25 protein-coding genes and 1 pseudogene are annotated in these 26,696 nt (G+C 72.5%); 12 read left to right on the forward strand and 14 right to left on the reverse strand.

The window, feature by feature from the left end:
- Positions 1–90: 90 nt before the first annotated feature.
- Together AB0F11_RS32130 and AB0F11_RS32135 are read right to left on the reverse strand one after the other, a co-directional pair.
- Complete coding sequence (locus AB0F11_RS32130; protein ID WP_362181365.1) at positions 91–390, reverse strand: hypothetical protein; 300 nt, start codon at positions 388–390, stop codon at positions 91–93.
- Positions 342–1,022: an SDR family NAD(P)-dependent oxidoreductase gene (locus AB0F11_RS32135; protein ID WP_362181432.1), complete on the reverse strand. Its 681-nt coding sequence runs from the start codon at positions 1,020–1,022 to the stop codon at positions 342–344. The genes AB0F11_RS32130 and AB0F11_RS32135 overlap by 49 nt, the downstream gene beginning before the upstream one ends.
- Between AB0F11_RS32135 and AB0F11_RS32140 the strand changes: the two are divergent.
- Positions 969–1,082, forward strand: a pseudogene (locus AB0F11_RS32140) (helix-turn-helix transcriptional regulator); the annotation flags it as partial. The gene AB0F11_RS32135 and the pseudogene AB0F11_RS32140 sit on opposite strands and share 54 nt — an antisense overlap.
- Positions 1,083–1,184: 102 nt before the next feature.
- Here AB0F11_RS32140 and AB0F11_RS32145 read toward each other — a convergent pair.
- A complete protein-coding gene (locus AB0F11_RS32145; protein WP_362181368.1) occupies positions 1,185–1,829 on the reverse strand; it encodes a dihydrofolate reductase family protein in 645 nt (214 codons plus the stop codon).
- Positions 1,830–1,918: 89 nt separating this feature from the next.
- On the opposite strand from AB0F11_RS32145, the gene AB0F11_RS32150 reads away from it, so the two are divergent.
- The 7 genes from AB0F11_RS32150 (at position 1,919) to AB0F11_RS32180 (ending at position 8,491) form a co-directional block, all read left to right on the forward strand.
- Complete coding sequence (locus tag AB0F11_RS32150) at positions 1,919–2,494, forward strand: hypothetical protein (protein ID WP_362181371.1); 576 nt, start codon at positions 1,919–1,921, stop codon at positions 2,492–2,494.
- A gap of 435 nt (positions 2,495–2,929) precedes the next feature.
- Positions 2,930–3,754 (forward strand): sulfotransferase, encoded by an 825-nt coding sequence (locus AB0F11_RS32155; protein WP_362181374.1) that lies wholly within the window; start codon positions 2,930–2,932, stop codon positions 3,752–3,754.
- Entirely contained in the window at positions 3,744–4,436 is a 693-nt protein-coding gene (locus AB0F11_RS32160; RefSeq protein WP_362181377.1) for an SUMF1/EgtB/PvdO family nonheme iron enzyme, read from the forward strand. The genes AB0F11_RS32155 and AB0F11_RS32160 overlap by 11 nt, the downstream gene beginning before the upstream one ends.
- 3 nt (positions 4,437–4,439) lie before the next feature.
- Positions 4,440–5,141: an HAD family hydrolase gene (locus tag AB0F11_RS32165; RefSeq protein ID WP_362181379.1), complete on the forward strand. Its 702-nt coding sequence runs from the start codon at positions 4,440–4,442 to the stop codon at positions 5,139–5,141.
- Positions 5,138–5,905 carry an adenylate/guanylate cyclase domain-containing protein gene (locus tag AB0F11_RS32170; RefSeq protein ID WP_362181382.1) on the forward strand — a complete coding sequence of 256 codons (768 nt, stop codon included), beginning with the start codon at positions 5,138–5,140 and terminating at the stop codon, positions 5,903–5,905. The genes AB0F11_RS32165 and AB0F11_RS32170 overlap by 4 nt, the downstream gene beginning before the upstream one ends.
- Entirely contained in the window at positions 5,902–7,347 is a 1,446-nt protein-coding gene (locus AB0F11_RS32175; RefSeq protein ID WP_362181385.1) for an MFS transporter, read from the forward strand. Before AB0F11_RS32170 ends, AB0F11_RS32175 begins: the two co-directional genes overlap by 4 nt.
- A gap of 199 nt (positions 7,348–7,546) precedes the next feature.
- On the forward strand, positions 7,547–8,491 hold the full coding sequence (locus AB0F11_RS32180) for a hypothetical protein (protein ID WP_362181388.1): 945 nt from the start codon (positions 7,547–7,549) through the stop codon (positions 8,489–8,491).
- A gap of 89 nt (positions 8,492–8,580) precedes the next feature.
- On the opposite strand, the gene AB0F11_RS32185 is transcribed toward AB0F11_RS32180, so the two are convergent.
- The 7 genes from AB0F11_RS32185 to AB0F11_RS32215 all read right to left on the reverse strand — a co-directional run bounded on the left by AB0F11_RS32185 (position 8,581) and on the right by AB0F11_RS32215 (position 16,950).
- Positions 8,581–9,633 (reverse strand): lactonase family protein, encoded by a 1,053-nt coding sequence (locus AB0F11_RS32185; RefSeq protein WP_362181390.1) that lies wholly within the window; start codon positions 9,631–9,633, stop codon positions 8,581–8,583.
- A 113-nt stretch (positions 9,634–9,746) separates the two neighbouring features.
- Positions 9,747–11,714: a beta-galactosidase gene (locus AB0F11_RS32190; protein ID WP_362181393.1), complete on the reverse strand. Its 1,968-nt coding sequence runs from the start codon at positions 11,712–11,714 to the stop codon at positions 9,747–9,749.
- Positions 11,711–12,748, reverse strand: coding sequence for an alcohol dehydrogenase catalytic domain-containing protein (locus tag AB0F11_RS32195; protein WP_362181396.1), 1,038 nt, complete (start codon positions 12,746–12,748; stop codon positions 11,711–11,713). Before AB0F11_RS32195 ends, AB0F11_RS32190 begins: the two co-directional genes overlap by 4 nt.
- Positions 12,745–13,728: an inositol monophosphatase family protein gene (locus AB0F11_RS32200; protein ID WP_362181399.1), complete on the reverse strand. Its 984-nt coding sequence runs from the start codon at positions 13,726–13,728 to the stop codon at positions 12,745–12,747. Before AB0F11_RS32200 ends, AB0F11_RS32195 begins: the two co-directional genes overlap by 4 nt.
- Positions 13,725–14,939, reverse strand: a complete 1,215-nt coding sequence (locus AB0F11_RS32205; protein WP_362181402.1) for an aspartate aminotransferase family protein — start codon at positions 14,937–14,939, stop codon at positions 13,725–13,727. Before AB0F11_RS32205 ends, AB0F11_RS32200 begins: the two co-directional genes overlap by 4 nt.
- 151 nt (positions 14,940–15,090) lie before the next feature.
- Positions 15,091–15,693, reverse strand: coding sequence for an HAD-IA family hydrolase (locus AB0F11_RS32210; RefSeq protein ID WP_362181404.1), 603 nt, complete (start codon positions 15,691–15,693; stop codon positions 15,091–15,093).
- 12 nt (positions 15,694–15,705) lie between these two features.
- Entirely contained in the window at positions 15,706–16,950 is a 1,245-nt protein-coding gene (locus tag AB0F11_RS32215) for an MFS transporter (protein WP_362181407.1), read from the reverse strand.
- Positions 16,951–17,120: 170 nt separating this feature from the next.
- Here AB0F11_RS32215 and AB0F11_RS32220 point away from each other — a divergent pair, with 170 nt between their 5' ends.
- Together AB0F11_RS32220 and AB0F11_RS32225 are read left to right on the forward strand one after the other, a co-directional pair.
- The gene (locus tag AB0F11_RS32220) at positions 17,121–17,888 is read left to right on the forward strand and encodes a DeoR/GlpR family DNA-binding transcription regulator (RefSeq protein ID WP_362181410.1); all 768 of its coding nucleotides are present in this window, start codon (positions 17,121–17,123) and stop codon (positions 17,886–17,888) included.
- Positions 17,889–18,340: 452 nt separating this feature from the next.
- Positions 18,341–19,366 (forward strand): helix-turn-helix transcriptional regulator, encoded by a 1,026-nt coding sequence (locus tag AB0F11_RS32225; RefSeq protein WP_362181412.1) that lies wholly within the window; start codon positions 18,341–18,343, stop codon positions 19,364–19,366.
- On the opposite strand, the gene AB0F11_RS32230 is transcribed toward AB0F11_RS32225, so the two are convergent.
- Positions 19,275–20,528, reverse strand: a complete 1,254-nt coding sequence (locus AB0F11_RS32230) for an MFS transporter (RefSeq protein WP_362181415.1) — start codon at positions 20,526–20,528, stop codon at positions 19,275–19,277. The genes AB0F11_RS32225 and AB0F11_RS32230 overlap by 92 nt on opposite strands.
- 86 nt (positions 20,529–20,614) lie before the next feature.
- Here AB0F11_RS32230 and AB0F11_RS32235 point away from each other — a divergent pair, with 86 nt between their 5' ends.
- The gene (locus AB0F11_RS32235) at positions 20,615–21,217 is read left to right on the forward strand and encodes a CGNR zinc finger domain-containing protein (protein ID WP_362181418.1); all 603 of its coding nucleotides are present in this window, start codon (positions 20,615–20,617) and stop codon (positions 21,215–21,217) included.
- Positions 21,218–21,359: 142 nt separating this feature from the next.
- Positions 21,360–22,496 (forward strand): barstar family protein, encoded by a 1,137-nt coding sequence (locus tag AB0F11_RS32240; protein ID WP_362181421.1) that lies wholly within the window; start codon positions 21,360–21,362, stop codon positions 22,494–22,496.
- Here AB0F11_RS32240 and AB0F11_RS32245 read toward each other — a convergent pair.
- From AB0F11_RS32245 to AB0F11_RS32255, 3 genes are all read right to left on the reverse strand, one after another.
- Positions 22,477–23,811, reverse strand: coding sequence for an LCP family protein (locus AB0F11_RS32245; protein WP_362181423.1), 1,335 nt, complete (start codon positions 23,809–23,811; stop codon positions 22,477–22,479). The two genes, AB0F11_RS32240 and AB0F11_RS32245, sit on opposite strands and share 20 nt — an antisense overlap.
- 69 nt (positions 23,812–23,880) lie before the next feature.
- Entirely contained in the window at positions 23,881–25,530 is a 1,650-nt protein-coding gene (locus tag AB0F11_RS32250) for a N,N-dimethylformamidase beta subunit family domain-containing protein (RefSeq protein WP_362181426.1), read from the reverse strand.
- A gap of 140 nt (positions 25,531–25,670) precedes the next feature.
- On the reverse strand, positions 25,671–26,534 hold the full coding sequence (locus AB0F11_RS32255) for an NAD(P)-dependent oxidoreductase (RefSeq protein WP_362181429.1): 864 nt from the start codon (positions 26,532–26,534) through the stop codon (positions 25,671–25,673).
- Positions 26,535–26,696: the final 162 nt, after the last annotated feature.

Consider the following 26,696-nt stretch of genomic DNA (forward strand, 5'->3'; position numbering starts at 1 on the left):
GGCCTGAGGGGTGGTGCTGACGGGCGGGGGGGGGTTGCCCCGACGCGGTGTCGGGGAGGTGCTGTTCGCAGTGCGCAGAGCCGCCTGTTCTCAGGACGGGTCGGTGGGGGCGTCCCCGCTCGGGTCGCAAGGGGCGGGGAGGGCGGGGTCCTCGGCCTTGTTGCGGCGGTTGCGCAGCCATGCCGCCAGGGCGACCAGGCCTGCGCCGGCGATCGCCACAGCCTTGATCGCCACCTTGACGGAGAAGTAGCCGACGAAGATGGGGATGTGCCAGCCCTGCCACCACGTCAAGGCCACGAAGGCGAGAACGACGAGGGTGGCGGCGATCACCATGCCGACGGTCACCAGCGTGGTGTGCCGATCGGTGCGGTCTGTCGTGCGATCTTCCATGGAAATAAAGGTAGTTGCGGGGATCGGGCCGGGTCGTACTCCTGAAGGACGATACGAGGTTGTCGAAAGTTGTTCTGGGGTCGGTTCTGGGAGGTGGGCCGGACGACGATCTCGTTCACGTCGACGGTCGCAGGCTGCTCGATGGCGAAGGCGATGGCCCGGGCGATCGCCTCGGGCGGGATCGCGATCCGATCCCGCATCTCCGTGACCTGTGCTCGGACCTGTGGATTCGTTGATGCCTCGGCGAAGTCGGTCGCCACCGGGCCCGGCGAGACGGTGGTCACCCGCAGGGAATCACCGGCCTCCTGGCGCAGGCCTTCGCAGATGGCGCGGACCGCGAACTTCGTACCGGCGTAGACCGCCATGGCCGGCACGATGCGGAATGCGGCCGTGGAGGCGGTGGTGATGAAGTGGCCCGTGCCCTGGGCCCGGAAGACCGGGAGCGCGGCGCCGATGCCGTGCAGCACGCCCTTGACGTTGACGTCGACCATCTGGTCCCGCTCCTCCACCCGTAGGTCAGCCAGGGGCGAGATCGTGCCGGTCCCGGCGTTGCTGACGAGCACGTCGAGCCGGCCGAACTGCTCGCCAGCATCAGCGCCACCTGGTACACGTACCTCGAACAGTGCCGGGATGTCCGCCCCTCGGACCAGGTGCTCGACGCCCTCGCCTCGGCGTTGCAGCTCGACCGGCACACCTGGCCGAACAGCCGGAACAGACACTCGTGATCTACTCCGAGTAGATGGGCGGGTTTCCGCCGGCGTCGATGGCCGGGAGACCGAGGGGGCGGCGCGGCTTCAGCCGTCGGTTCCGGCACCGCGGGCGGGTGCGCTCATGTCTCCCGTGGCGGGGATGCCGTCGGCGAGCCCGTAGCGCAGGTACACGGTGCCCTTCGGGCTGGCTGCCGGGGGTGCGAGGAGCGTGACGTTGGTGGGCACCGCGCCACCGTCGAACACCTTCTTTCCGACGCCGAGCACGATCGGGTGCAGCCAGAGGTCGAGACGGTCGAAGAGCTTCTCGCGCAGGAGGGTCTGCACGAGGTTCAGGCTCCCGACGACCTTCACGTGCTCGTGGCGGTCACGGATCTCGCGCACCGCGCCGGCCAGGTCCGGGCCGAGCTGCGTGGACCCGGCCCACGAGAGGTCGGGCCTGCCGCGAGAGGCCACGTATTTCGGGACGCTGTTGAAGAGCGTGGCGATCTGACCGTCCTCACCGCCCTCCTGGTGCGGCCAGTAGGCGGCGAAGATGTCGTACGTCCGCCGGCCGAGCAGGAGGGCGTCCGTGCCCTCGTACGCTGCACCGACCTGCGCCCCGGCGACCTCGTCCAGCAGGGGCGCCTGCCAGCCGCCGAACGGGAACCCCACCGGGTCCTCGTCGGGGCCGCCGGGTGCCTGCCCGACGAGGTCGAGGGTCGCGAACAGCTCGATGTGGATGAGGCCCATGGCTTGCTCCCGATGAGTCGGTTGTCTCCGTCAAGAGATAGACCGGCGGGTGTCCGCAAACTCATCGCCGCGCCGGTAGCGTCTGTTCCATGATCACTCTTGAGTCCCTCGACGCCCTCTCTCGTCTCTGCCCGCCGCCCGCCGATCCGCCGCGCGCGGTGGACTGGGCGCAGGCCGAACGCATCCTCGGCACGGCTCTGCCCGCCGACTACAAGCAGCTCGTCGAGACATACGGGCACGGCACCTTCGACGACACGATCTGGCTGCTCGTCCCCGACTCCGTCCACGGCGACTGCGACCTGCTCGCGCAGACAGCGGAAAGGGACGAGATCCTGGCAGACCTGTGGGAGATGGGCGAGAAGAAGCCCGCCGGCCTGCTGGAGTCGGGGGCTCGGGTCCTGCCGTGGGCCTTCGAGGAGGGGACGGGGGCGTTCCTGTACTGGCTGGTGCGGCCAGGGCAGCACCCCGACGAGTGGACCGTCCTCTACAACGAGGGGCGGGGCCCCCTGTGGGAGGCCCACGACATGGGGTGCGTCGCCTTCCTGCTGGCGGTACTCACGGGAACGGCGGAGACGGAGTATTTCGGCTACCTCTACGAAGTGCTGAAGCCCACGGAGCACCGCTTCGTGACGGCCGACCAGACCCTCGGCGCGGCCCGACGCTGAGGTACTCGCCGCGTGGGCCCCCGCGTTCCACCGCGAGTCGTGCCCGTACACCTTCCGCGTGCGTGCCGCCGCCGTTGGCTCGCCTTGCGATGCGTGGAGCGCTCCCGGCCGAGGGTCCCTCCGGTCCTGGGGGCGTGGCTTCGCAGGGCGTTGATACTGCCCGAACAGCCCGTTCACAATCCCAGTAGATGATCTTTACGGTACGTCGGCCCGCACCTCGGGAGCCGCGTCCCACGGGGGCGGAAATCGCCTGGCCCGGGTAGGCCCGCACGACCTTCGTGTGGGCTCGCCATGGTCGGGCGGTCCGGGAGTGCCCCCGTACAGGGCCACCAGCCCGGACCCCGCACCGACCCGGGCTGAACGAGCACGACCTCCTGCGCACCAGCCCCGGGACACCGACCGCCCGCCCCCGTGAATCCAGGGACCCACCAACCGATGCACCGCAGTGCGCCATTCCTGATCATCGGCCACCACCGATCCGGCACGAACTTCCTCGGCGAGCTGATCCAGCGGAACCCGGTCGTTGCCTGTGCCAACGAACCGTTCTCCATGCACACCGACTTCTTCCGCGACAACGACCTCAGGCCCTGGTCCGCAGCCGAGTACGACCAGGCCGTCCTGCACCCGGAGTTGTACCCGCACCCGAAGATCGTGCTGTTCCTGCAGGAGCTGCGGAAGTGGCTCGGCTCCGCCCCCGAGGGCTGTCGGCGCGGCTTCAAGGAGACGCTGCTCTACGAAAAGCTCCCGTGGCTCGGCTCGTACCTGCCCGGACTGCGGATCATCCACCTCGTGCGCGACCCGCGGGCCGTCGCCGCGTCCGTGCTCAACGTGCCCGAAGCCGACGAGCTGTGGAAGTACAGCGTGACCGTCCCGCGCTACCTGGAGGAGCAGCTCGGCCACCCGCCCGGCCGCGCGCTCGACCCGTTCGAGCTCTGCGTGCGCAGTATCGGCATCCGCTGGGAGCTCGCGCGGCAGTCGCTGGCTGCCTTCGAGCACATCACCGTACGCCTGGAGGACCTGGTCGAGCACCCTGAGGACGCACTCGGTCCGCTGATGAAGTTCCTGGACCTGGAGCCCACACGCGAACAACAGGACTTCATCACCGACTCCCAGCAGTGCAGCCGGGGCGGCCGGTACTCCAGCTACCGCTCCCGTGACGCCGTGCTCAACAGCTGGCGCAGCCGGCTCACCGACGCGCAGCAAGCCTGTCTGGCAGGCGGCCTGCGGTCCTTCCTCGAGGAGTACGAGTATGCCTGCTGAACTCCGGCGCGCCCTGCGCGCGACCGCCGTCGCCGTCCGCGTACCCGCAGACCGGCCCCCTCTGTTCGTCATGCGCTCCCTGATGACCAATCGCGACTACGCGGCCCTGCTCAACACGCTGGGGATCGCCGACGAGGGCGACGGGATGTCCCTCTACATCAACGCGAAGAACCCCGCGCTCCCGCTGAGGTACGACTCCCCGCCGGGGCGCTACCGGGTGCGGCCCGGCCTGGAGGACCACCCCGTCGTCGGCGTGCCGTGGCTGGGCGCCCGGCTCGCCGCCGAGGCCCTCGGCGGGCGGCTGCTGTCCGAGGACGAGTGGGAGCACTGTGCCACCGCCGGGTCCGTCGGCCGCACGTACCCCTGGGGGGCGGCCGAACCGACCGAAGCCGCCGCCAACTTCGGTGAGAACGTCGGGAGCACCACGCCCGTCGGCGCATACCCGGCCAACGACCTCGGATTCACCGACATGGCGGGCAACGCAGAGGAATGGACCGCCGACTGGTTCACCCCTCACCGCCGGGACCGGGACGCCCCGTCGGCCGCCGAGACCTACGAGAAGGTCGTCAAGGGCGGGGCCTGGAACAAGTCCGCCGCCCTGCTGGCCTGCACCGCCAGGCGCGGCAGGTGGTACATCGCCGGTTCGGCGTCCATCGGTTTCCGCGTGGCTTGGGAGGGCTGAGCGATGCTTTCGGTGATCTTCGATCTGGACGACACACTGTGCGACTACGCGGCCGCCCGCCGGCGCGCCAAGCGGAAGATCGACGTGCTGCTGAGCGAGCGCGGCGTGCCGACCGGGCCGGCGTACTGGGCCCGGTTCGACGAACTGGACCCCGTGCTGTTCGCCCGGTTCACGGCCGGCGAGCTGGCCCTGGAGGAGTACCGCCGCCTCCGGTTCGAGATTCCGGCGGTCGATGCGGGCGCGGACCGGGCCACTGCCTCCGCTGCCGCCGCCCAGGCCAACGCCGTGTACGTGGCGAGCGCCAACACCGACATCGAGCTGTTCGACGACGCGCTGCCGGCGCTCGGCTCCCTGCGCGCCGCCGGGGCAGAGCTTTCCGTGTTCACCAACGGGCCGTCCGACGGTCAGCGCGCCAAGATCAGCGCGCTGGGCCTGGCCCCGTGTGTCGACCACGTCTTCGTCAGTGAGGAACTGGGCGCGGCCAAGCCGAGCCCCGCGGCGTTCGGCGCCGTTCTCCGCGCCCTCGGCCGGACCGCGCGGCAGAGCGTCATGGTGGGCGACTCGCCCGCCACCGACATCGCCGGCGCGCACGCCGCAGGTGTCCGTGCGGTTCTGCTCGACCGCACCGGCCGGCAGAGCGATCCGGGCGTCGAGACGATCGCGACCCTTGCCCAGCTGCCCCGCCTCCTGGCGTCCGCCCTGTGAGCACCGACACCCCTGGCACCTCTGGCACTCAGGGGACCGAAACGTACGGCGGCGGCGCGGGCACGTACCTCGACCCGGCCCTCACCGCAGCACTGGCCCGCGACCCCTCGGCCCTGGACCTGCGCACGACCAGGGCAGCCGTCGTCTTCTGGGACATCTCCGGCTACTCCCGGATCGCGGACGCCCTGCAGTACGACCGCACCACCGAACTGCTGGGCAACATCGGGGAGTTCCTCACCGGCGCAGTCCTCGCCGTGCAGCGCAACCACGGGATCGTGCACAAGTTCCTCGGCGACGGCCTGATCGCCGTCTTCGGCAGTTCGCTCGGCGCCCCGGCCGCGGCAACGGCCACGGCCGGGAACCGGCCCGACTCCGCCCTTGCCCGGCCGGCCCTCACCGCCGCGGCCGAGCTGCGGGCGGAGTTCCCTCAGATGGCCGACCGATGGGTGGCGTCGAGCGGCGCACCCGACCCCCGGATCTGGCAGGTCGGGCTCCGCTGTGGCATCGCCATCGGCGACGTGCACCACGGGCGGCTCGGCCTCGGTCCCATGTCCGCGCTCGCGCTGCTGGGACACGCCGTCAACCTGGCATCCCGCTGCTGCGCCGGCGCCGAGCCCGGACAGGTGCTGGTGTCCGAGCGCGTACGCGCGGCAGGGGTCACGGCGTTCGGCTTCCGGCCCGCCGGGCCGCCCCGGGTGCTCAAGCACATCTCCGGCGCGCAGCAGCTCTGGGCCGCCGGCGCCCCGCACCGGGAGGCCCGGTGAGCGACGCCTCCACCCACCCCACCGCCCGAACCGCCGCTGCTCGCCCGAGCCCTGCGGGACGGGCCCTGACCGCCGTCCTGCTGACCGCGGTGACGGCCTACGCCCTGTCGATATCCCTGATCATGCCGGCCCTGCCCGAGCTGGCCACCGGCCTGCAGGCCTCCGGCACCGCCGTCACCTGGGCACTGACCGGCTTCACCCTGTCCTCCGCCGTCACCACTCCCCTCGCGGGGCGGATGGGCGACCTTTGGGGCCACCGCCGGGTCCTGACCGCCGTACTCACGACCGGCGCCGTCGGCCTGGCCGTCGCCGCCGCCGCCGACGGACTGGCCCTCTTCGTGGCGGGCCGGGTGCTGGCAGGTGTTGCAGGGGCCGCCTTGCCGCTGGCGTTCGCCCTGGTCCGCACCCTCAGCACCACCGAGAAGGTGGCTCCCCGGATCAGCGTCCTGTCGACCGCGATCGGCCTCGGCGCCTCGGCCGGCTGGGTCCTCGGGGGGCCGATGACGACGCTGCTCGGGACGCGTTCGCTCTCCCTCCTCCCCCTGGCGCTGTGCGTCGCGTCGCTGGCCGGTACGCTCCGCGTCGTCCCCGCCGACCGGGCGACGACCCGCCGCGACGCGGCGGTGCCGGGCGACCCGACGCCGGCCTGGCGCCGGTTGGACGCCGCGGGATCGCTCGGGCTCGCCCTCTGGCTCTCCGCGCTCCTGCTCGCCTCCTCCCAGGGCGGGCGCTGGGGCTGGGGCTCGCCGGGCACGGTTGCGCTCACCGCCGCCGGCCTGCTCGGCGCGGTCGGCTGGGCCGCGTACGAACTGCGTTCCCCCCGGCCCGTCATCGACCTGCGGGCCCAGCGCTCCCCGGCGCTGCTGGCTGCGGGTGGGTCGGCCCTGGCCTGCGGGTACGCCTTCATGGCGGCCGGGATCGTGATCCCTCTGCTGGTCCAGGCCCCGCCGGACACCGGCTTCGGCCTCGGCGGATCGGCCACCACGGCAGGACTGGTCCAACTCCCCACCGGGCTGGCGCTGATGGCTGCCGGGGCCCTGGCCGGGCGGACGATCAAGCGATACGGGACCTGCCGGGCCCTGGCCCTCGGCTGCGCCCTGATCACCGTCGGGTACCTCGCGGCGACCCTCGACCACGGCAGTCTCGTGTCGCTGGCCGCGATGAACGTCGTACGGGGGGCCGGCCTGGGCCTCGGCTACGCGGCCATGGGCGCGCTGGCCGTGCAGTCCGTACCCGCCTCGGACAGCGGCGCGAGCGCGGGTGTCAACGTCCTGCTGCGGAACCTCGGCACCGCGGTGGGTGCGGAGGTCACCTCCGTCCTGCTCACCGACGGCTCCCCGGAGGCCGTCACCACGGCCTTCGCGGTGCCGGCCGTCGTGATGACGCTCACCCTGGCCGGTCTGTCCCTGGCCGGCCGACGGCGCGCGATCGGTACGGGCTGACCCGGTTCGAGCCACCGCAGGCCGTCCACCCGGCGCCGTGGCGGCACACCGCACGCGGACCGGATCGGAGTCGCAGGCACGCCTGCGCGCCCCCTGCGCACCCCGGGTGGGATCTCACGCGCCCGGTCCCCTCGGGCTGAATGACGGGCGTGTGCCGTGGACCGCAATCCCCGTCCGCACGCGCCCAAGGTGGTCCGCCATGCCTCTTCCCGACTCGGTCAAGCCCGGTGACGTCGTACTGTCCCGCGGAACCGGATCCATCTCGCGGGCGATCTGCCTGCTCGACGGCAGCGAGGTCAGCCACGCCGCACTCGCCCTGGACCGGGAACGGGTCGCGGAGACGGTCGGCGAGGGACTGCGCACCATCGGCTCCGCAGAGGTGATGAAGGAGCACGACCTGATGGTGGCCCGCACCATGGCGGCCCCGGCCGAGACCGCACCGGTGCTGAAGGTCGCGGCCGGCTACCTCGAACACGGCGCCCGGTACGCGCACCAGCAGGTCGTGCTGCTGGCCGTGCTGTGCGTCTCCCGGCACATCCCGCTCCCGCCGGGCGGGCGCCGCATGGTGCGTACCGCGCTGGACCAGGCGGCCGGCGCCGTGAACGCCATGGCCGAGCGCGGACAGCACCCGATGATCTGCTCGGAGTTCGTCTACCGGTGCTTCGCCGAGGCGCAGCCGAGCGCGCCGTACGTGCTGAAGATCGGGCAGGAGGAGTCGGGCGCCGGGGGCTCCCTGCTGGACTGGGCCCGCGCCAACCCCGCGCTCGATGCCGTGCGCGCGCATCCTGGGGCAGGCCGCTTCGACGCCGCCGCCGCGGAGAAGGCACTGGCCCCGCTGGTCTCGGCCTACGCAGCCGCGACGGCGGGCAACTCGAAGCGCCTGCCCGGCATCGGGACGGCGCCGGTCCCGGGCACGGCAGCCCTCTCCGACCCCGGCGACGAGGAGCTGCTGGCGTCGATGACGGCGTTCGGCACCGCACTGCACCGCGCGCGCACCGGGGAGGCGAAGGGGTCCCTTCCCCCGCGTGAGGCGGTCGCCGAGATCCGGTCGGTGCACGAGGAGCCGAACTTCGTGACCCCCGGCGACCTGCTGCGAAGCGCTTCCTTGGTGGAGGTCCACCGCCAGACGTCCGCGCCGCAGTAGCCGGCCCATCAGGAGGTGGTGGTGCCCCTGCCTGAGGCCGGTCCCCCGGCCACGGGCAGGGCGCATGCCGGCCGCCGGCCAGGTCGGCGTCAGGCGAACAGCACGCAGGCCGCGGCCGGGATCTCCAGGCGGCCGCTGCGGTGCAGACGGCCCGTCAGGGGGTCCGCGTCGAACCATGTGACGTCGCCGGACCACTCGTTGCACACGTAGAGCCGTCGCCCGGACGGGTCGGCCACCAGGTCCCGCGGCCAGCTGCCGCCGCACTCCACCGAGTCCACCGGCTGCGGCTTCTCCGGGCCGTCGGCCAGGGACAGGGTGACGATGAGGTCGGCGCCGCGGACGGCGGCCCGGACGAAGCGCCCGTCCGGGGAGACGACCGGCACCGACGGGTACGGGCGCGCACCCGAGGGCGCGTCCGCCGGCAGTACCGCAACCTCGCCGACCGGGACCAGCCGCCCGTCGACCGCGTTCCAGCGGCACACGGTCAGCTGGGGCTCCAGCTCGTGCAGGACGTAGACCACCTCGCCGGCCGGGTGGAAGGCCAAGTTGCGGGGCCCGCTCCCGGGCCGCAGAGCGGTCTCGGCGTGCACGCGCAACTCCCCGCTCCCGGGATCGAGCGTGCAGACCCGTACCGAGTCGGTGCCGAGGTCCACGCTGAGCACCCAGCGGCCCGACGGGTCGGGCAGCACCTGGTGGGCGTGCGGCCCCTGCTGCCGGTCCGGGTCCGGGCCCGAGCCGCGGTGGGTCAGGACGGAGGGCGGCCCATCCGGGCTGCCGTCGGCGCCCAAGGGCAGGCTGGTCACCGTGCCGGACCCGTAGTGCGCGGTCAGCAGCCGGCCGCCGGCCACGCTGAGGTGGGCGGGACCGCTGCCGCCGGACGGGACGGGCCGGCCGAGGGGGGCGAGGCCGTCCGGTGTCCGCCGGTACGCGGCCACGGCGCCGTCGTCGGTCTCGCTCAATGCGTACAGCACGCCGGTACGGGGGGCGAGAGCCAGCCAGGACGGGTTCGTCAGGCCGTCCACCACACCGTCGAGCGGGGTCAGTGCTCCGGTCGCCGGATCGACGGCCGCGGTGGTGATCCCACGGCCGCCTCCCGAGGTGAACGAACCGATGTACGCGCGTGTAGCGCCGCCCTCGACCATGGGGCGAAGGTAACAGCAGGGACCGCCGCGGCCGGGGAATGCGCCGCCACCGCGTGTTCGAGGGCGGACGGCGGGGGCGCGCTGTCAGGTGCGCTCCCCCGCCGCCCGCGTTCTCAGGAGGCCCGGACGCGCAGCGCGTCGGCCTCTTCGCCGCCCCAGGTGAGGGCGACGGGACTGGTGGACGGCGGCTCGGGCGTGGCCAGCCAGCCCAGGAGCGTGCCGTCGCGGGTGACGGTCACGGCGGCGGAGCCGGGGGGCAGGTCCAGCGTCCAGCCGCCGCCGGTGCCGGTGACCCGGTCCTCGCCGTCGGTGGGGTTGAAGGCTCCGGTGATACGGATGCCGCCGGGCGCCGACCTGCTCAGTACGCGCGCCCTGCCGTGCGCCGTGGTCCAGCGCGGCCGGTCGGGGGCGGGGAGCGCGGCGGCGAACGCGGCGACGAACGCCGTGACCGCTCCGTCGGCCGGCTTCCCGGCCGGCAGGACGAGTTCGCGTTCGCCGCTGCCGACGGAGCCGTCCGGGTCGCCGGCGCGCAGGACGGCCACGGGGACCTCGGGGCCCTCGGCCGCGGCCGGCCCGGGGTGCTCGTCCAGCCAGCCCAGGCCGATCAGGCGACCGGTACCGGCGAGCTGCTCCTGTACGGCGTCGGCGAGTTCTGCCAGGGCCGTGCGTCCGCTGCGCTGCCAGGCGCCGGCCTCGGGCAGGGCCCGGTCGAGGAGGACCACGGCGTCGCGGTCCGGCGTGCTCGCGAGCAGCAGGTCGCCGTGGCGTTCGAGGAACGCGGCCAGCAGGCGCAGCCCTTCGGCGTTGGCCTGGTGCCGGCCGGACTCGGCCAGGGGCGCCCCCGGGCTGTACGGCGGTGCGTGCAGCGCCGGGTCGACGCCTTCGGAGCGCAGCCCGTCGGGGTCCATCTCCACCAGGGCGCCCCAGTTGGAGGTGGCGCAGGCGGTGTAGACGCTGATGGTGCTGGAGCCCAGCACCAGGGCCAGCAGGGCGTTGAAGACGGGTGTGGCGGGTTGGGCGAACGCGGGGTCGGTCCAGGTGAAACCCCAGTTGGCCTCGACCGCGTCGGTGCCGCCGAGGAGGATGCCGGCCAGGTGGGAGCCGAAGGCGGCGGTGTCCCGGGCCGGGTTGCCGACCCACTCGGTGTGCCCGATCAGGTGCCCGGAGCCCCGGATGGCGCGTTGCCGGGCGGCCCAGGCGTCGAGGGCGGCTCCGGGGGCGTCCACACCGGTCAGGGGGACGTTGGCCAGCCGGGCGGGGCCTGCGGGGAACAGGGCGGAGATCCGGTCCCACAGGCCGACGATGGCGTGTCCGGACCATGGGGACCAGTGCAGCCGCAGGGCGCTGCTCCACCGGCTGACGTCCGTGTGGGCCTGTGCGGCTTCGTCGGGCAGGCCCCGGCCGGTCAGCCAGCGCGCGAAGGCCTCGCGGGCGGCGGGTGAGGCGTCCTGGGCGTCCACGGGGAGGTGGGCGTCTCCGGAGGTGCCCTCGTTGCCGAGCTGGAGGGCGACGACGGGGCCGTCGGGGGCGGCCGCCTTGGCGACGACCTCGTCGGCGACGGCCTTCAGCCAGGTCTCGGTCTCGGCCTGCACGGCCGGGTCGAGGAGGCTCGGCAGCGGCTTGCCCTGGGAGGTGAGGACGGTGCCGTCCAGCCCGCGGTAGGGGGTGTGTGCGGGGCCGCACAGCCGGTCGGGCAGGCCGCCGAGCTGGACCTCGGCGTGGATGAACGGGCCGGGCTTGAGGAGGACGCCCAGCCCTGCGCGGGCGGCCAGCTCCAGCAGTCCGACCACGTCGCGCTGCGGGTCGGTCCTGCCGGTGAAGTCGAAGGTGCGGCCGCCGTCCTCACCGTCGACCTCGTGGAAGCGCCACGGCAGGTAGCAGGAGACGACGTCCACCCCCAGGCGGCGCAGTTCCCGGAGGTTGGAGGCCCAGTTGGCGGGGTCGGCCCGGTAGTAGGGGTACTCGCCGACGACGACCGGGCGGGCCGTGCCGGGGACGAGCGCCTCGGCCAGCCGCGGGCGGGGGCGGGGGCTTGGACGCCGGTGCGGGTGCCGGTCCGGGGAGGCGGTCGACGGGCTCATGCGGCCGTCCCCGGGTGCGGCGGTACGAGGAGGACCTTCAGGGCGGCGTACTCGGCGCCGGGTACGGCGGCCAGCACCCTGAACGCCTCTTCGTGGTCGGCGAGGCCGAAGCGGTGGGTGACGACGCGTTCCAGCGGAAGCTGCCGGGCCAGCTCGACGGCCTTCGGGAAGATCATGCTGTTGTAGTCGCCGGCGCCGATGATCTGCAGTCCGCGCTGGAGCAGGGTGAGCGGGCGCACCGTGGCCGAGGCCTTGTTGTCGAAGCCCATGACGACGACCCGGCCCCGGACGGCGGCATAGGCGAGGCTCTGCTCCAGGAGGTTGCCGACGGAGTCGACGACCAGGTCGCCGCGCTCGGTGAGTCCCGGGTCGTCCGGGGTGTGGAGGGTGACGCGGCCTGCGAACTCGGGGGTGTCGAAGACCTCCTGGTCCAGTGCGCGGCGGACCGGGTCCGGCTCGACGAGGTGGACGCGGGCGCCGTGGAGCTGGGCGGCCATGGCGGTGACCACGCCCATGGGGCCGCCGCCGACGACGACGGCGGTCTCGCCCGCCGCCAGCCGGCCGGCCTCGATGTTGTTGAGGGCGCAGGCGAGGGGTTCGACGACGACCGCGCGGTTGAAGCTCATGCCGTCGGGGATGGCGTGGCAGAAGAGTTCGGGGAGACGCATGAACTCGGCGAAGGAGCCGTCGTAGTCCAGGCCGACCTCCGTGCCGGCCTTGTGGCGGCAGAAGTTCCAGTGGCCCTCCAGGCAGGGGGTGCACTGTCCGCAGTAGAGGGTGGGGTTGACGACGACCCGGTCGCCCACGGCGAAGCGGGTGACCCCGGGGCCGGTGGAGTCGACGATGCCGACGGCCTCGTGGCCCATCACCACGCCGGTCTCGGCGGGGAACTTGCCGACGAGCACGCTGCGGTCGGTTCCGCAGATCCCGCTCTGGGTGACGCGGATGACCACGTCGTCCGCGGCCCGGGGCTCGGGCTTGGGGTGGTCCACGAGGGCGAGCGTGCGCTCGGCGGTCAGTGTCAGGGCCTTCATGATTCCTCCTTCACCACCGGCGCGGCGGCTGCGCGGCCGAGGTCCCAGCGGATGGAGTCGAGCAGTTGCTTGTGGAGTTCGGGGGTGGCCGCGGCGATGCAGGACTTCTGGTTCATCGGGCCGAGGTCCACCAGGGAGGTGGAGCCGAGGTCGTCCCCGTAGGCGTCGGTGATGACGACGCCGGCCAGCCGGGCAAGGTGGACGGCGGCGGCGATGTCGTACGGGAAGAGGTGCAGGATCGAGCCCCGGCCCACCCGCAGGAACCGCTCTTCGGTGTCGGGGTGGTCGCGCAGGACGCGGTTGCCGATGTCGGCGTAGGCGTCGAGCTGGCCGGTGATGATGCGTGAGATGGAGAAGGTGCTGCTGTTGAAGACGAAGATGCCGCCGGTGTTGGCCGAGCCGTCGACGAGGTGGCCGTAGGCCTCGGTCATCAGGTCCATGGGGTGGCCGTTGAACTCGATCGACCAGAACATCCGGGTCAGGTCGGTGTTGCGGCTCAGCCGGGGCACCGCTGTGGGGTAGCCGCTGCTGTCGAGGCCTTCGGTGTCGTCGCCGTAGAGCCAGGCCCCGGACTTGATCTCGACCAGGCATGCGGCGTCCACGTCGGCGAGGGTGGGCGCCCCGTCGCCGTACGGTGCGGCGGCGATGGAGACCATGCCCATCTCCAGTCCGGCCGACGTGGGCCGGGTGCCGTCGATCGGGTCGACGACGAGGAGGATCTGCGGCTCGGGCGCCAGCTCGACGTAGGAGCCGTCCTCGGTGTAGAGGGCCATCGGAACCTCGGCGTGGGCGCGCAGGTAGTCGAGTACGGCCCGTTCGGCGACCTCGTCCACATCGAACTGGGCGTCGCCGCCGGGCGAGTCGCCGTGGACCCGGCGGTCGCGGCCGCGGGCCTCGTAGGCGAGCAGTTCGGAGCGGACGTGCAGGCCGAGGGAGACGATGAGCTGCTTCATCGGGTTCGCGGTCGCGGGGGTGGTCATCGGGCCAGCTCCGCCAGGAGGAGGTTCTCCAGCCTGTCGCAGATCTCCTCGGCCTGGTCCATGGTCAGGATCAGCGGCGGGCGGATCTTGAGGACGTTGCCGTAGCCGTAGCGCGAGGTGCGCAGGATCAGGCCGTGGTCCATGGCCTGGGTGGCCAGGTGGTTGGTGAGCTTCACGGCCGGCTTGCCGTCCGGCTCGGCGATCTCGAAGCCGATCATGAGCCCGACGCCGCGGACGTCCACGATGGCCGGATGGCGGCGCTTCATGTCGTGGAGGCGTTCCATGATGTAGTTGCCGGTCCGGGTGACGTTGGCGAGGAACTCCGGCTGCCGCACGATGTCGAGCGTGGCGTTCGCCGCGGCGGCGGCAAGGAGATTGGCCCCGTAGGTGAAGGAGTGGTGGTTCGCGGGGAGTCCGGCGAGCCGCTCGTTGGTGAGGATGGCCGCGACCTGTGCACCGGATCCGCCGAGGCCCTTGGCCGTGGTGATGGCGTCGGGTTCCACGCCGAAGTGCTGGGCGGCGAACATGTGGCCGGTCCGGCCGATGCCGGTCTGGATCTCGTCGAATATGAGGGCGATGTTCTGCTCGTCGCAGAAGGCGCGGAGCTTTTGCATGTAGCCGTCCGGCGGGACGATGTTGCCGCCGTTGCCGGAGATCGGCTCGATGAGGACGGCGGCGACCCGACCGGAGCTCGCGTACTCGACGAAGTCGTCGAGCCGGTCCACGCACATCAGTCCGCAGGAGCCCTGCTGCTGCCCGTAGAAGCAGCGGAAGCAGTAGGGGTCGGGCACCTGGAGGCTGCCCGGGAACAGGTTGGGGAACGGCTCGCGGCGGAAGCCGTTGCCCGACATCGATGTCATCATCATCGTCTGGCCGACGTGGCTACGGAACAGGGTGATGACCTCGGACTTTCCGGTGGCCATCTGCGCCATCTTGATGGCGCCCTCGTTGGCGGCCGAGCCGCCGGACACCTTGGGGTGCACCTTGGTCAGGCCTGCCGGGGAGACGTCCACCAGCCGCTGGACCAGCCCGTCGATCGGGTCGCTCCGGTAGGAGGAGGTGATGTGGACCACCTGGTCGAGCTGGTCCTTCATGGCGGCGATGACGGCCGGGTGGGAATAGCCCAGGCTCAGGTTGAAGGTCGCCGATGCGCAGTCGAGGTAGCTGTTGCCGTCTTCGTCGTAAAGGTAGACGCCTTCACCGCGCGCCATTTTGTAGTCACTGACAGGGTAATAGATGTGGTCGGTAACGTCCTTGGTTTCCATCGGGCCCTCTCGCGCGGGTCGGTTGAGAACGTCAAGATGTTGATCTTTCCTTCGGCCGGATTTCCGGCCGGAAGTGGACAGAGCTGCGGCGTTGCCGTCATGCCGGGGCCTCCTCCAGTACGTCGCGCAGCGCCTCGACCGTGGTGAACACCAGCCCGAGGAGGCCCAGTTCGCGGGCCGCGTGGACGTTGTCGGGCCGGTCGTCGACGAACAGGATGTCCTCGGCCGGCAGCCCGAGTTCCCGGATGCACCACCAGTACGCGGCCGGTTCGGGCTTGGCGCTGCCGATCCGGCAGGACAGGCCGCGGACCGCGAACCGGTGCAGCCACGGCTGGGTGGCCTCGTACCGTACGGCCAGCTCCTCGGGGATGTTGGAGAGGAGGCCGAGGGTGACACCCCGGTCGGCGAGGGTGCCGAGCAGAGCCACGGCCTCCTCGTCGACCTCGCTCCAGCTCGCGAGGTCGGCGGCGATCAGGTCGGCGGTCCGGCGCTCGTCCAGCGGCTGGTCCAGTTGCGCGAAGACCGCCGCCCAGTAGCCCGGCCCGTCCACGTCGCCCCGGTCGTACGGGGCGCGCTGCGTCCAGTACGCCTGCCAGAAGCGGTCGCGGTCGCCGCCGGCCGCGCGGTGGAGTGCGGCCTTGGACGCGGGCGACTGGAGGCGGGCGATGACTCCGAACATGTCGAAGAGAACGGCTTTCATGGTTGGTGTTCCTCACGTTCCTCGGGTGGCGGCCGCATCGGTCCGCGCCGCCTCGCCGCGGCCGGTCACGCCGCCGGGGTCGGGGGCGTTCCTGCGCAGCCACAGGCTCAGGACGGCGCACGCGACGGCGAGCACGAACAGCACCAGGGGCACCGTCTTCACGTCCATGGTGTCGATGACCGCGCCCAGCAGCGGCGGGAAGGCCACCCCGCCGATCATGGAGGCGGCGATCACGTACGCGCCGGCCGCGGCCACGCTCGGCACGGCCCGGTTCAGCCAGGGCAGGCAGGTCGGGAAGATCGGCGCGATCATGAGGCCGACGCCGAAGTAGGCGTACGGGGCGAGGGCCGGGACGGTGGCCAGGAGCAGGAAGCCGGCCATGCCCGCGCAGCAGACGGTCAGGATCGACGGCGCCGACCAGCGCAGGCTCAGCGGCGCCACGACGAACCGGCCCACCGTCATGGCCGCCCAGTAGGCGGACGTCGCCGTCGCGGCGGTGGCGGCGCCGTACCCGACGGCTTCGAGGTGGGTGGGCTCCCAGCCGCCCACGCCGGTCTCGATGGCGACGTGCAGCACGTAGATCCCGACGAAGACCGCGATGATCGGCAGGACCCGGGCGCCGCCGCCGGCCGCTGCGCCCTCGGCCGGGGCCGGTTCGGGCTCCCGGGGTGCCACACCGCCCAGGGTGAACAGGATCAGCAGGCTGATCACCCCGATGCCGAGGAAGATCTGCGGGTAGGACTCCGCCCCGAGCCAGCCGATGAGGGCGGGGCCGGCGATGGCGCCGATCCCGAAGTGCCCGTTGAGCAGGTTGAGCATGGCGGTGCTGCGGCGGCCGAACCCGACGGCGAAGAGCTGGTTGAGGCCGTAGTCGATGCCGCCGAAGCCCAAGCCGATGACGAACGTGCCGGCCAGGGCCAGGGTCCAGTTCGGCGAGGAGGCGAAGGCCGCCGCCCCTGCGGCCATGAGCACGTACGAACCGCCGAGCAGTACCCGGTTGTTCAGGCGGCCCCGCAGCACGTGGTAGACGAGCACGCCGAGGAGCGCGCCGACGAAGTGGGCGCTGAGGCTCAGCCCGGCCACGGCGGGGCTGATGCCGTACTCCTCGCGCAGGGCGGGGATCGCCGGCCCGTAGAGCGCCTGGAGGGCGCCGATCACCACGAACGCGACGCACGAGGCGGTGATCGCGACGGTGGTGAGGAGGGGCCTTCCCGTACTTCCTGCTTCCGGCAGGTCGGCCTCGCTCGTGGCGGACATGGCTCTCCTCATCGGTCGTAGCCGAACGAACGCGTTCCACGTTCACAGCAGCCTGAGTTTCACACTGGACTGTGCAGACTAGTCATCTCTGATGTTCGTTTCAACAGGCAGCGTGTTCGAAACGCTCACCGGCGCTCCTTTCCAGGCCCGTGTGTGCTAAAAGCAGACACATGAACGTGATGGAGAGGCACAAGTTCGTCGTGGGACTGCTCATGCAGCAGAACCGCGCGACCGTGGCCGAGCTGGCCCAGGCCACCGGGGCGTCCGAGATGACCATCCGCCGGGACCTGGAGGTGCTGGAGTCGCAGGGCGCACTGCGCCGCGTGCGGGGCGGCGCGGTGAGCAGCCTGCCCGGCGGGGTCGAGCCGCCCTATGCGATCCGGGCGATGTCCGGCACCCAGGCCAAGGAGCGGCTGGCGCGCACCGTGGTCGAGCTGCTCACCGACGGGGAGACCGTGGCCCTGGACACCGGCACCACCGCCGTGGCGGTCGCCCGGGCAATGGCCGGCCGGCAGTTCACCGTCACGCCCCTCTCCCTGCACGCCGCGTTCGCCCTGTCCGGACAGCCGGGCATCCACCTGGTCATGCCCGGTGGGCAGGTGCGCCCCGAGGAGCTGTCGTTCTACGGACACACCCCGCTCCGGACCTTCGAGGACCTGTGCTTCGACACGTTCGTCCTGGGCTGCTGCGGCGTCGACCCGGTCCAGGGCGCCACCGCGTACGACCTCGACGACGTACAGGTGAAGCGGGCCGCGGTGGCCTCGGCGCAGCGGGTGATCCTCGTGGCGACCGCCGACAAGCTCGGCCGTACGGCACTCGGCCGGATCTGCCCGATGCAGGAGATCGCCCTCGTCGTCACGGACGCGCCCGCCGACTCCCCTGCGGTCAAGGCGCTGCGGGAGCAGGGGGTGGAGGTCGTCCATCCTGCGGACAGCTGAACCGGACGGCCGCGGCTGCAGCCCCGGCCCCGGTCTCGGCCCGGGTCTCGGCCCCGGTCGGCGACCGGGAAATCACGTTCACGTGCCCTCCTGACGATGCGGCGCGCCCGGCGGGATCGGGGCGCGCCGCACCCAGCATCAGGGAGATGCAGCCGTCCGCCCATGGGGGGCGACCGTCATGTTGGCGACTGTCGGAAACCCGACAGCTGGCCCTTGCGGCGATGCGCGGCGGCTCGGGGGCAGGTCCCGGCCAACCTCCGGGGAGGTCGGCCCACGGATGTCCCGCCGCACGCTCGCGCTCGAATTCCCGCTCCGTCCAGGGAATTTGAGCAACCGGCCGGAGCTTGTCCCTCCTGTACGGCCATGTCCGATACGTACTCCTGGCCGGGACGGGGCGCAGCGAAGTCTTCTAGCATCGCGGTCGCGACGGATGCGAACCAGAAAGCAGCGACATGGACACAGCCGCACTGCAGCGCCCGACAGACCGCGAACGACCGAGGGAGCTGACCCCCGAGGAGATGGATCTCTACCGGGAGTTCGCTGAACAGGGGCCGCTCGACGTGAGCCGGATCCTCACCCGTGAGGAACCCGAGGCACACGCCCGCGCCCTCGAATCCCTGCTCGCCGCCGGCCTGGTCCAGCAGATCGATGCCGATCGCTTCGCAGCCGCCAACCCCTCCGAGGTGTCCGAGCAGTTGCTCAAGCGCTGGGAGGAACGGGTCCACGGCGCCCAGCTCGACCTGCTCCGCATGCGCGGACAACTCGCGGAACTCGCCATCGTCCACGCCGCCCGCCGGCACGTCCTGCAGGGGCCGCCGCTGGAACGGGTCGAGTCGGCCGCCGCATTGCACCGGATACTCGACGAGCAGGCCGCCTCGTGCACACGGGAGGTGCTGAGCGCACGGCCCGGCGGTCCCCAGCCGTCTGCCGAACTGCGCCGCGTCGGCGACTGGACCCGGCGGCTGCTGGCCCGCGGGGTCCACGTCCGCACGCTCTACCAGCACTCAGCCCGCTTCGATCCGACGACCGCCCGGTACGCGGCGGAGATGACGGACCTGGGCGCCGAGGCCAGAACGCTCTCCGGCGGGCTGACCAGATGCCTCCTCTTCGACCGGACCCTGCTCGTCCTCCCGCTCCAGGACACGCCCGGCGGAGCCCTGCTCGTGCGCAGCCCCGATCTGGTGGCCTTCGCCGCCGAGCTGTTCGACCTGCTCTGGGCCAGGGGCGAGCACATCGGCAAGCCGCGCGAGAAGGCGTTCGTCCAGGACGTGTCCGATCAGACGAAACGATCCATCCTCCAGCACCTGATCGACGGGTACGACGACCGGGCCACGGCCCGCGCCCTGGGCATCTCGGTGCGCACCTGCCAGCGCCACGTCTCGGCCGTCATGCGGCAGGTCGGGGCGACGAGCCGCTTCCAGCTGGGCTACCTCGCGCACCAGCACGGTCTGCTCGACCCCGACGCGCCGCAGGGCTGACGAGCGGTGCGACGACGAGCAGTTGCGCCGCCGCGAGGGCGAGGCAGAGGCCTGCGGTGCCGGCCCACAGGGCGCCGACGCCGAAGTGTTCGAGCGCCTGGGTGGAGGTGACGGGGGCGGCCACCGTGGCGATGCCCCAGCTGGTCCCGTACGCGGCGAGGTAGCTGTCGGCCCCGCCCCATGGCGCCAGGCCCGCCACCACGCTGAAGACCCGGCCCAGGATGAGCGCCTCGCCCAGGCTCCACAGGGCGGTGGCCGCCACGAACGCGGGCAGGCCCGACACCATCGCGTACCCGGCCAGACCGATCGCCAGCAGCACGTGGCCGAGTGCGAGGGCCGCGGGGTCGGAGAGCGAGGCGAGGCGGCGCAGGCGCAGTGCCGGCTGGAACGCGACGACGGTCACGGCCGAGGTGGTGAACAGCAGCCCCGCGTCGGCGGGTTGGAGGCCGCGGCGGGCCAGGGTCAGGGGCAGCCCCATCACGATCTGCATGGAGACGAGCGCGAAGAGGGTGCCGGTGGTGAACACGGCCCACAGCGCGCGGTCCCGCCAGGGTCGGGCGGGCTCCGCCCCTACGCCGCGGCGGGCGGCCGGACGGTCGCCCCGGCGGGTTCGGTCGGCCTGGTGGGAAGGCAGTGCGATGTGCAGCATCAGCGCGCACAGCAGACAGGTGAGCGCGTCGACGACGAACAGCCGGCGCAGGTCCCAGCGGCCCAGCGCCGCGGCCATCAGGCCCGCGCCGGCGCCGCCGGCGGCGAGGGCGGCGTTGAGCAGGCTGTACGCCCGTACCCGCAGGGCAGGATCGACCGCGTCGGCGATCAGCGCCTGGCTGGGCGGCTCGTACAGCTCGAAGGCCAGGCCGAGCAGGACCGCGAAGAGCGCCACCGTGGTGAGGGATCCGGCGGCGGCGATCCCCAACTGCGCGACGGCGCATCCGGTGAGGCCGAGCACGATCGTGCGGCGGCGGCCGAGGGCGGTCGCGAGGCGGCCCCCGGCCAGCCGTGACGGGATGGTCGCGAGGCCGAAGGCGGCCGAGAGCAGGCCCGCCGTGGTGGCGCTCGCGCCGAAGTCCGCGCTGATCAGGATGGTCAGAAAGGGCAGCGAGAAGGCGCCGAGGCGGTTGATCGCCCGCGCTGCCACCAGCAGCCATACGCTCCGCGGCACGCCTCCCCCTCAACATCACGCGTGACTGTCGAATCCACTAATGTCAGTTACGAACGCTAGCCATGGAAGGAGTGACTGGTCAAGTGATGTTCGACAGTCACGTTGCGGTGCTGCTGGACAACGCCGTATCGCTCGTGAACGCGTTGACCGACGGAGAAGCCCGCGGCCGCCCGTACGTGGCGCCGCGCGGAGCGGAACTGCCCGAGGCGATCGGCGCGGCGGTCTCGTACGCCGGGGCCTCGCTTCCGCGCACCGTCGATGGCGCACAGGCGGCCTACCTGGTCGCCGCGGCACAGGGCATGCGCGAGGTCTTCCAGGCCATGCAGGACGGCAGGCTGGATCACGCCGCCACCACCGTCAACCGCCTGCTGCGCGACAGCGGGGCCCGGCCGCGCCTGGACCGGGCTGCAGGCGGGGACGGCGACGGGGACGGGGGCGCGTCGTGGCAGCTGCACTTCCACGGCGCCGACGACTCGTTCGCCGCGGGCCACAGCGCCGCCTGCGCCACCGGGCTGGCCCTGGCGGTGGGCGGCAGCCTCGCGGGGCGGCTGGGCGTATGCCGGGCCGACCGCTGCGACCGCGTGTACGTCGACACCTCCCGCAATGCCGCACGGCAGTTCTGCTCGACCGCCTGCCAGAACCGCACCAAGGCCGCGGCGTTCAGGGCGCGCCAGGGAGCGGGCGGCTGAAAGCACCGCCCCGGTCAAGGGCCGGGCCCTGGCATCTGCTCGGGCCGACGGGTCCGTATCGTAGGCGCGGTCGTTGTTGGGGCGGGAGTTCGGGGGCTGGGTGCGGATCGCGGATCACGTCGGGTGGGACCGGGGGTTCCCGGTGAAGTACCTGCTGGTGCAGGAGGACGAGGACGGCGTCGAACAGCTCTGGGGCAGGTGCGCGGGCGTCGAAGGCTTGTTCCTTGACCCGGTCCCGCTGCCGCGGGAGGTCCTCACCCTCCGCGGTTGCAGTCCCGACGGCCTGCTGAGCGCTGTCCTCGCCGATCCTGACGCCTCGTCCCGAGGTCTGGGCGACGTGGGTGTCGAGGTGTGGGCCGATGAGCAGCCCGTGCAGTGGTGGACTCTCGTCGACGCGGTCGTGGTGGCCCATCAGCCCCACCCGGCGGACCCTGCACGGTACGACATCGTGCTCGGCGCCGGCGTCAGGGAAGAGGAGACGTTCTTCGAGCTTCCCGAAGCCCCGCGCTTCAAGCTCTTCGCGGGGACGACGGTCGCGGCAAGGAGCATGGGGCGGTGCACCGAGGTCGAGGGCCTGTTCGGGCCGCGGGCGGACCCGGCGCCGCTGCCCATGGAGTTGATCGGCTGCCAGGCCGTGGAACCCCTGCTGAAGGGGACGCAGCGGCCGCGCCGCTGGAACGGGAGCTGGGCCGATCTCCTGGTGCTGGACCGCCACGGTGCGGTGATGGCCTCCCGCACCGTGGGTCTGGCCGTCACCGGGGCGCGCCCGTCGGTCCTCGGTGGCGGTCTCGAGGACATCACCCTCACCGATGGCGGGGACGACCGGCCGCTGCCGGCGGTCCGGCCGGTCTGGGAGCAGTGGTACCGGGGCGCGCCGGTGGAGCCCAACCTGTGGGCGCCCTACGATGCGCGCGGCAGGGCCGAATGGCTGGAGCTCACCACGCGCGGCTGGCGGGGGCGGGAGCCCGGGCCGGACCGGACCGGCGGCGAGCACCACCTCGACGGCCGGTTCGTCACGGACGTCCAGGGCTTGCACTGCGCGGTCGCCGAGGCCCTGCTCGGGCCAGGTCGCTACTTCGGCCGGGAGTGGAACTCCTTCAAGGACTGCCTGCACGGCGGATTCGGAGTGGTCCCGCCCTTCACCCTGGTCTGGCACGACTCGGAAGTCGCGCGCCGGGCGCTGGCAGGGGTCGTGGAGGATCCGGAAGGGCGACTCACCTACTTCGAGGAGAGCGTGCAGCTCCTCGAACGGTACGGCGTCACCGTCGTGCTCCGGTGAGAGCCGGGCTGTGGCCTTCGCCGGCGCACCCGAGGTGGTCACCGGTCACCGGAGCGCCCTCGGCGACGTTGCGGTCGTAGGTGACCTTCTGGACGCTGACCGCGGCCGTGCCGACGAGGACGTCGAAGACCCCGTCATGCTGTGCGACCACCTCTTTCCGCGCGCCCGGCAGAGCCATGGCCAGCGTGGCCGCGTCGTCCCCCCGTCCGGGGGCGTAGCGGATGACGGGCGGTCCGGAGTGGCGTACGGCAGGTGCCGCGGAGGAGGTGTCCGTGACGACGAAGTGCGCCTCGCGCAGGGCCGCGGCCAACGAGGCGTCGTCGACGCGAACCTTGACGCCGGCGGGGTTGGTGGGAACGAGGTTGGCCGGGCGGGGCTGGACCTGGGTGTCGCCCGTGAAGGGCCGGTCCGCGGCGAGCGCGGCCCACAGTGCCCGGGAGCGGGGCTCGTGCCAGATCAGGGTGGAGCCGACACCGGGGACCCGGTAGTCGAACTCCTTGATGGGGACCGTCGCGAACTCGGTCCGGGAGGGGTCCATGCGGCCCAGGACCCATCCGATGCGCGCCACGTCCCAGATGCCGGTGCGATCGTCCGTGCGGACGGATTTCAGCAGCTTGCGGGCCGTGTTGAAAGCGGTGGCCGGACCGGCGAGGGCACGGTCGGCACGGAGCTTTGCCAGCAGGTCGGAGACCATGCGCTGCTGCCGCCGCACCCGGCCGAGGTCTCCCGGTCGGTTGATGTGCCTGGCGCGGACGTACTGGAGCGTGCCGCGGCCGTCGGTGTGGTGGACGCCCGCGGTGATGTCGAGGCCGGAGTTTTCGTCCTTGAGCGGCTTGTCGGTGCACACGACGGCGCCGCCGAGCCCGTTGATCGCCTGCTCGAAGCCGGTGAATCCGGTTTCGAGGTAGTGGTCGATGTGCAGCCCGGTGGCCTTTTCGACGGTGGCCACGGTCAGGGGTCCGCGTCCGAGGGCGTAGGCGCCGTTGATCTTGCCTTTGCGGACGGGTTCCGTGTTGGCGTAGGCCACGTAGGAGTCACGGGGAAGGGAGACGATGCTGGCGCGGCGCTCGTCCTGCGACAGGTGCACGAGCATCATCACGTCGGTGCAATTGCAGCCTTTCCCTCCGACGTTGAGCCGGTTCTTCTCCGCGGTGGAGAGTCCTTCGCGGCTGTCGATCCCGACGACGAGCCAGTTCGTGCCGTGGCGTGCACCGGCCGACGGTGCCGGGTCGTCGGCCGACACCGCGCCGGCCGCGGGCCACGAGCCGAGCGCGAGGGTGGACACCAGGGCGAGCGTGAGGGTCAGCCGTCGCACGAGACACTCCCAAAACGGGTCAGCTGGGTGGATTGCCGACATTAGGGGATGGGAGGGCGGAAGTGCCGGTCACACGCCGCCGGTCGGCGCCGCGGTCCCCGGGTAATAGGCCGTCAGGTTGTCCTCGGCAGGCCGCGCCAGGCCTGCCGGCCCCTGCGCGAAGGCACGCAGGAGGTTCTCGGTGACCGTCCTGGTGAAGGCCCCCGCCCTGGCGTCCAGGCCGTGGTTGCCCTTGCCTCCGGGGCCGGTGGCGTCCAACGCCTCCACCCACCTCATCGTGCCCGTCGCGAAGACCCCCGCCCCCGAGGGCATCGTCGTGTAGGCCGAATCGGCATGGGTACGCCGCTTCTTGCACACCACGGGCGAGTGGGCGATCACCTGGATCGGGCGGGGTGTGGGGTGTTTCGTGTTCACCCGGTCGTACTCGACACCCACCAGGTGCGGAAACGACTGGCCGCGGCGCACTCCGGTCCCGGCCAGCAGCCAGTGGTCGGGCTCCGACACCACGTACGGTGCGTCGACCGGATAGCCGTCGTAGATCACCCCGAGCAGTTCGCTTTCCGGGCGGGACAGCGGGGCCCTCCGGAAGTCGTTGGTGGGCGGCAGGCCGGCCCGGTACCCGGGGTCGTCGGCGTAGTCCTCCTTGAAGCACACCACCGTGCGCTCCGCGCCCACGGCCGACGCCTCGAGCCGGATGCGCCGGTAGCAGCAGTTCGCCCCCAGGACCGCCAGGTTGGTCCCGGCGTCCCGGGCCCTCGTGACGTGCAGCCGCTGCTCCGGGCTCCAGTACTCGTCGTGCCCCAGGGACACCACGCCCACCGCCCCGCACAGCAGAGCGGGGTCACGGGCCACGTCCACGCCGGTCACGTAGGCCAGCGGCAGCGCCATCCGCTCGGCCAGGGCCAGGAGCGGAGCCTCGTAGAGCAGGAACTGCCCCGACCCCCGGCCGCTCTCGTAGGGACGGTCGAAGGAGACCGCCAGGGACCGCGAACCCTTCTTCCCCGTCGTCCCCTTGTACAGGTCCGCGCCGCCCCAGCGGTTGTACGCCTGCCAGGTGGCGACCGAGTTGACCACGACGAGGCGGCCCGCGGTGGAGCAGGACCGGACGGTCACCGGCACGTACCGCCCGGCCCGGCCGTCGGCGGTGTCCAGGCGCAGCAGGTAGCAGCCCTCGGGCCAGCCCGTGGTGTCCAGCTGCACCGACGGCCGCCAGTCGGTGGTCACCATGCGCGTGGCCGGATCGACTCGGGCGGTCGGCTGGCGCGCCCCGGGCAGCGGGCCGGAGCGCCACACGAGCCGGGCCCGTGCCCCTGCGTACCAGCCCATCCGGTAGGCCGAGACGGTGTAGGCGTCGGCGGTGGTCGACACGTGCAGAGCGAGCGGCTGCCCGGGCAGGACGCTGACCCGGCTCGCGTACCCCTCGACCGCTCCGGCGGAACCGGGGCGGGTGATGCGCCAATCGGCGTGCCCGGGTTTGGTGTTCTCCGCGGCCACGTCCAGACCGCGGCCGCCCGGCCTCGGCGCGGCCTCCGCCGCCCGGTTCGGGCCGCCGCGCGTCACCTCCGCCGCCGATGCCGGCCCGGCGCCGGGGAGCCAGGGCCCGGCGAGGCAGGCCGCGGCCATCCCGAAGACCCGTCTGCGCTCGGGTCCGTCCGGGGCGGAATCCGTCCCTCCGTGCGATTGTCCCGGCGAACCGCTGCGCTCGTGCTCGCGTCCCATGCCCACCACCGCCTCTGCCGCCGGCCGTCGCCGCCTGGTGTTGTCTGTCCTTCTAGGCGACGGCGCGGCGCCCGGCCCGTTCGGCCACGCCACCGGCCGAAAGGCCCACCCGAAAGCAGCAAGCGGCCCGGGGCCCGCCGTTACCGGGGGGAGGTGGGGTTGACCGTGCTCCAATCCTCCTCGCCGCGTCCCTCGGCGAGTGCGGCGGAGAAGAGCGAGAGGACGCCGTCGAGGAGGGGGTGGTGGCTCTGGCCGGCCTCGTCGGCCAGGCGGGCCGCGTAGGTGAGGTCCTTGTGGGCCCATGCGGCGGAGAAGTTCAGCGGCTCGGGCGGGGTCAGGTAGCTGTCCCAGGCGAGCCGGGTGGCGACGCCCCCGGGGCGGTCGAGCAGGGCCTCGCCGACCTGGTGCGGGTCCAGGCCCGCCGCCTCGGCCATGCGGAGCGCCTCCCCGAAGCCGGCCAGGTGGAGGACCTGGAGGGCGTTGAGGATCAGCTTGAAGCGAGTTCCCGCGCCGGCCGGGCCGAAGTGCCGTACCTCCCGGGCGATCGCGTCGAACACGGGCTGCAGCGCCGGCAGGCCGCTCGCGTCGCCTCCCGCGAGGAGCACCAGGTTCCCGGTGCGGGCCCCGGCCGCACCACCGGTGAGCGGTATGTCGTAGAAGGCCGCGCCCTGCCGGGCACACAGCGCGGCCAACTCCTCGACCCAGTCCACGGGCAGGGTGGCGGAAGTGATGAGCACGGCGTCCGGGCCGGCGCCCTCCAGGATGCCGTCGGGCTCCTGCCACACCGCACGTGAGGAGCCCTCGTCGGCGGTCACCTCGAAGACGACGTCGGCGCGGGCTGCGGCCTCGGCGGGGGTGGCCGCCACGGTGGCTCCCGCCTGGGCGATACCGAGGGCCTTGTCCGGGTTGCGGTTCCAGACGGTCACGGTGTGACCCTGCTTCAGGAGGTTCTCGGCCATGCCCCGCCCCATGATGCCGAGCCCCACCACCGCCACGTTCGCCATTTCCCCGCTTCCTTTCGCCTGACGTCGTACGACGATCCCCGGCGCCCGGTTACGGCGCCGTCGAGAGCCAGTCTGCGCAGGAGGCCCCGGTTCCGGGACACCCGCCCGGGAGGGGCCCTGGCAGGGCCCCCCTCGGGCATCGGGATGATCGTCATACTCGAG

This window comes from Streptomyces sp. NPDC032472, from assembly GCF_040636955.1.
GTDB lineage: Bacteria > Actinomycetota > Actinomycetes > Streptomycetales > Streptomycetaceae > Streptomyces.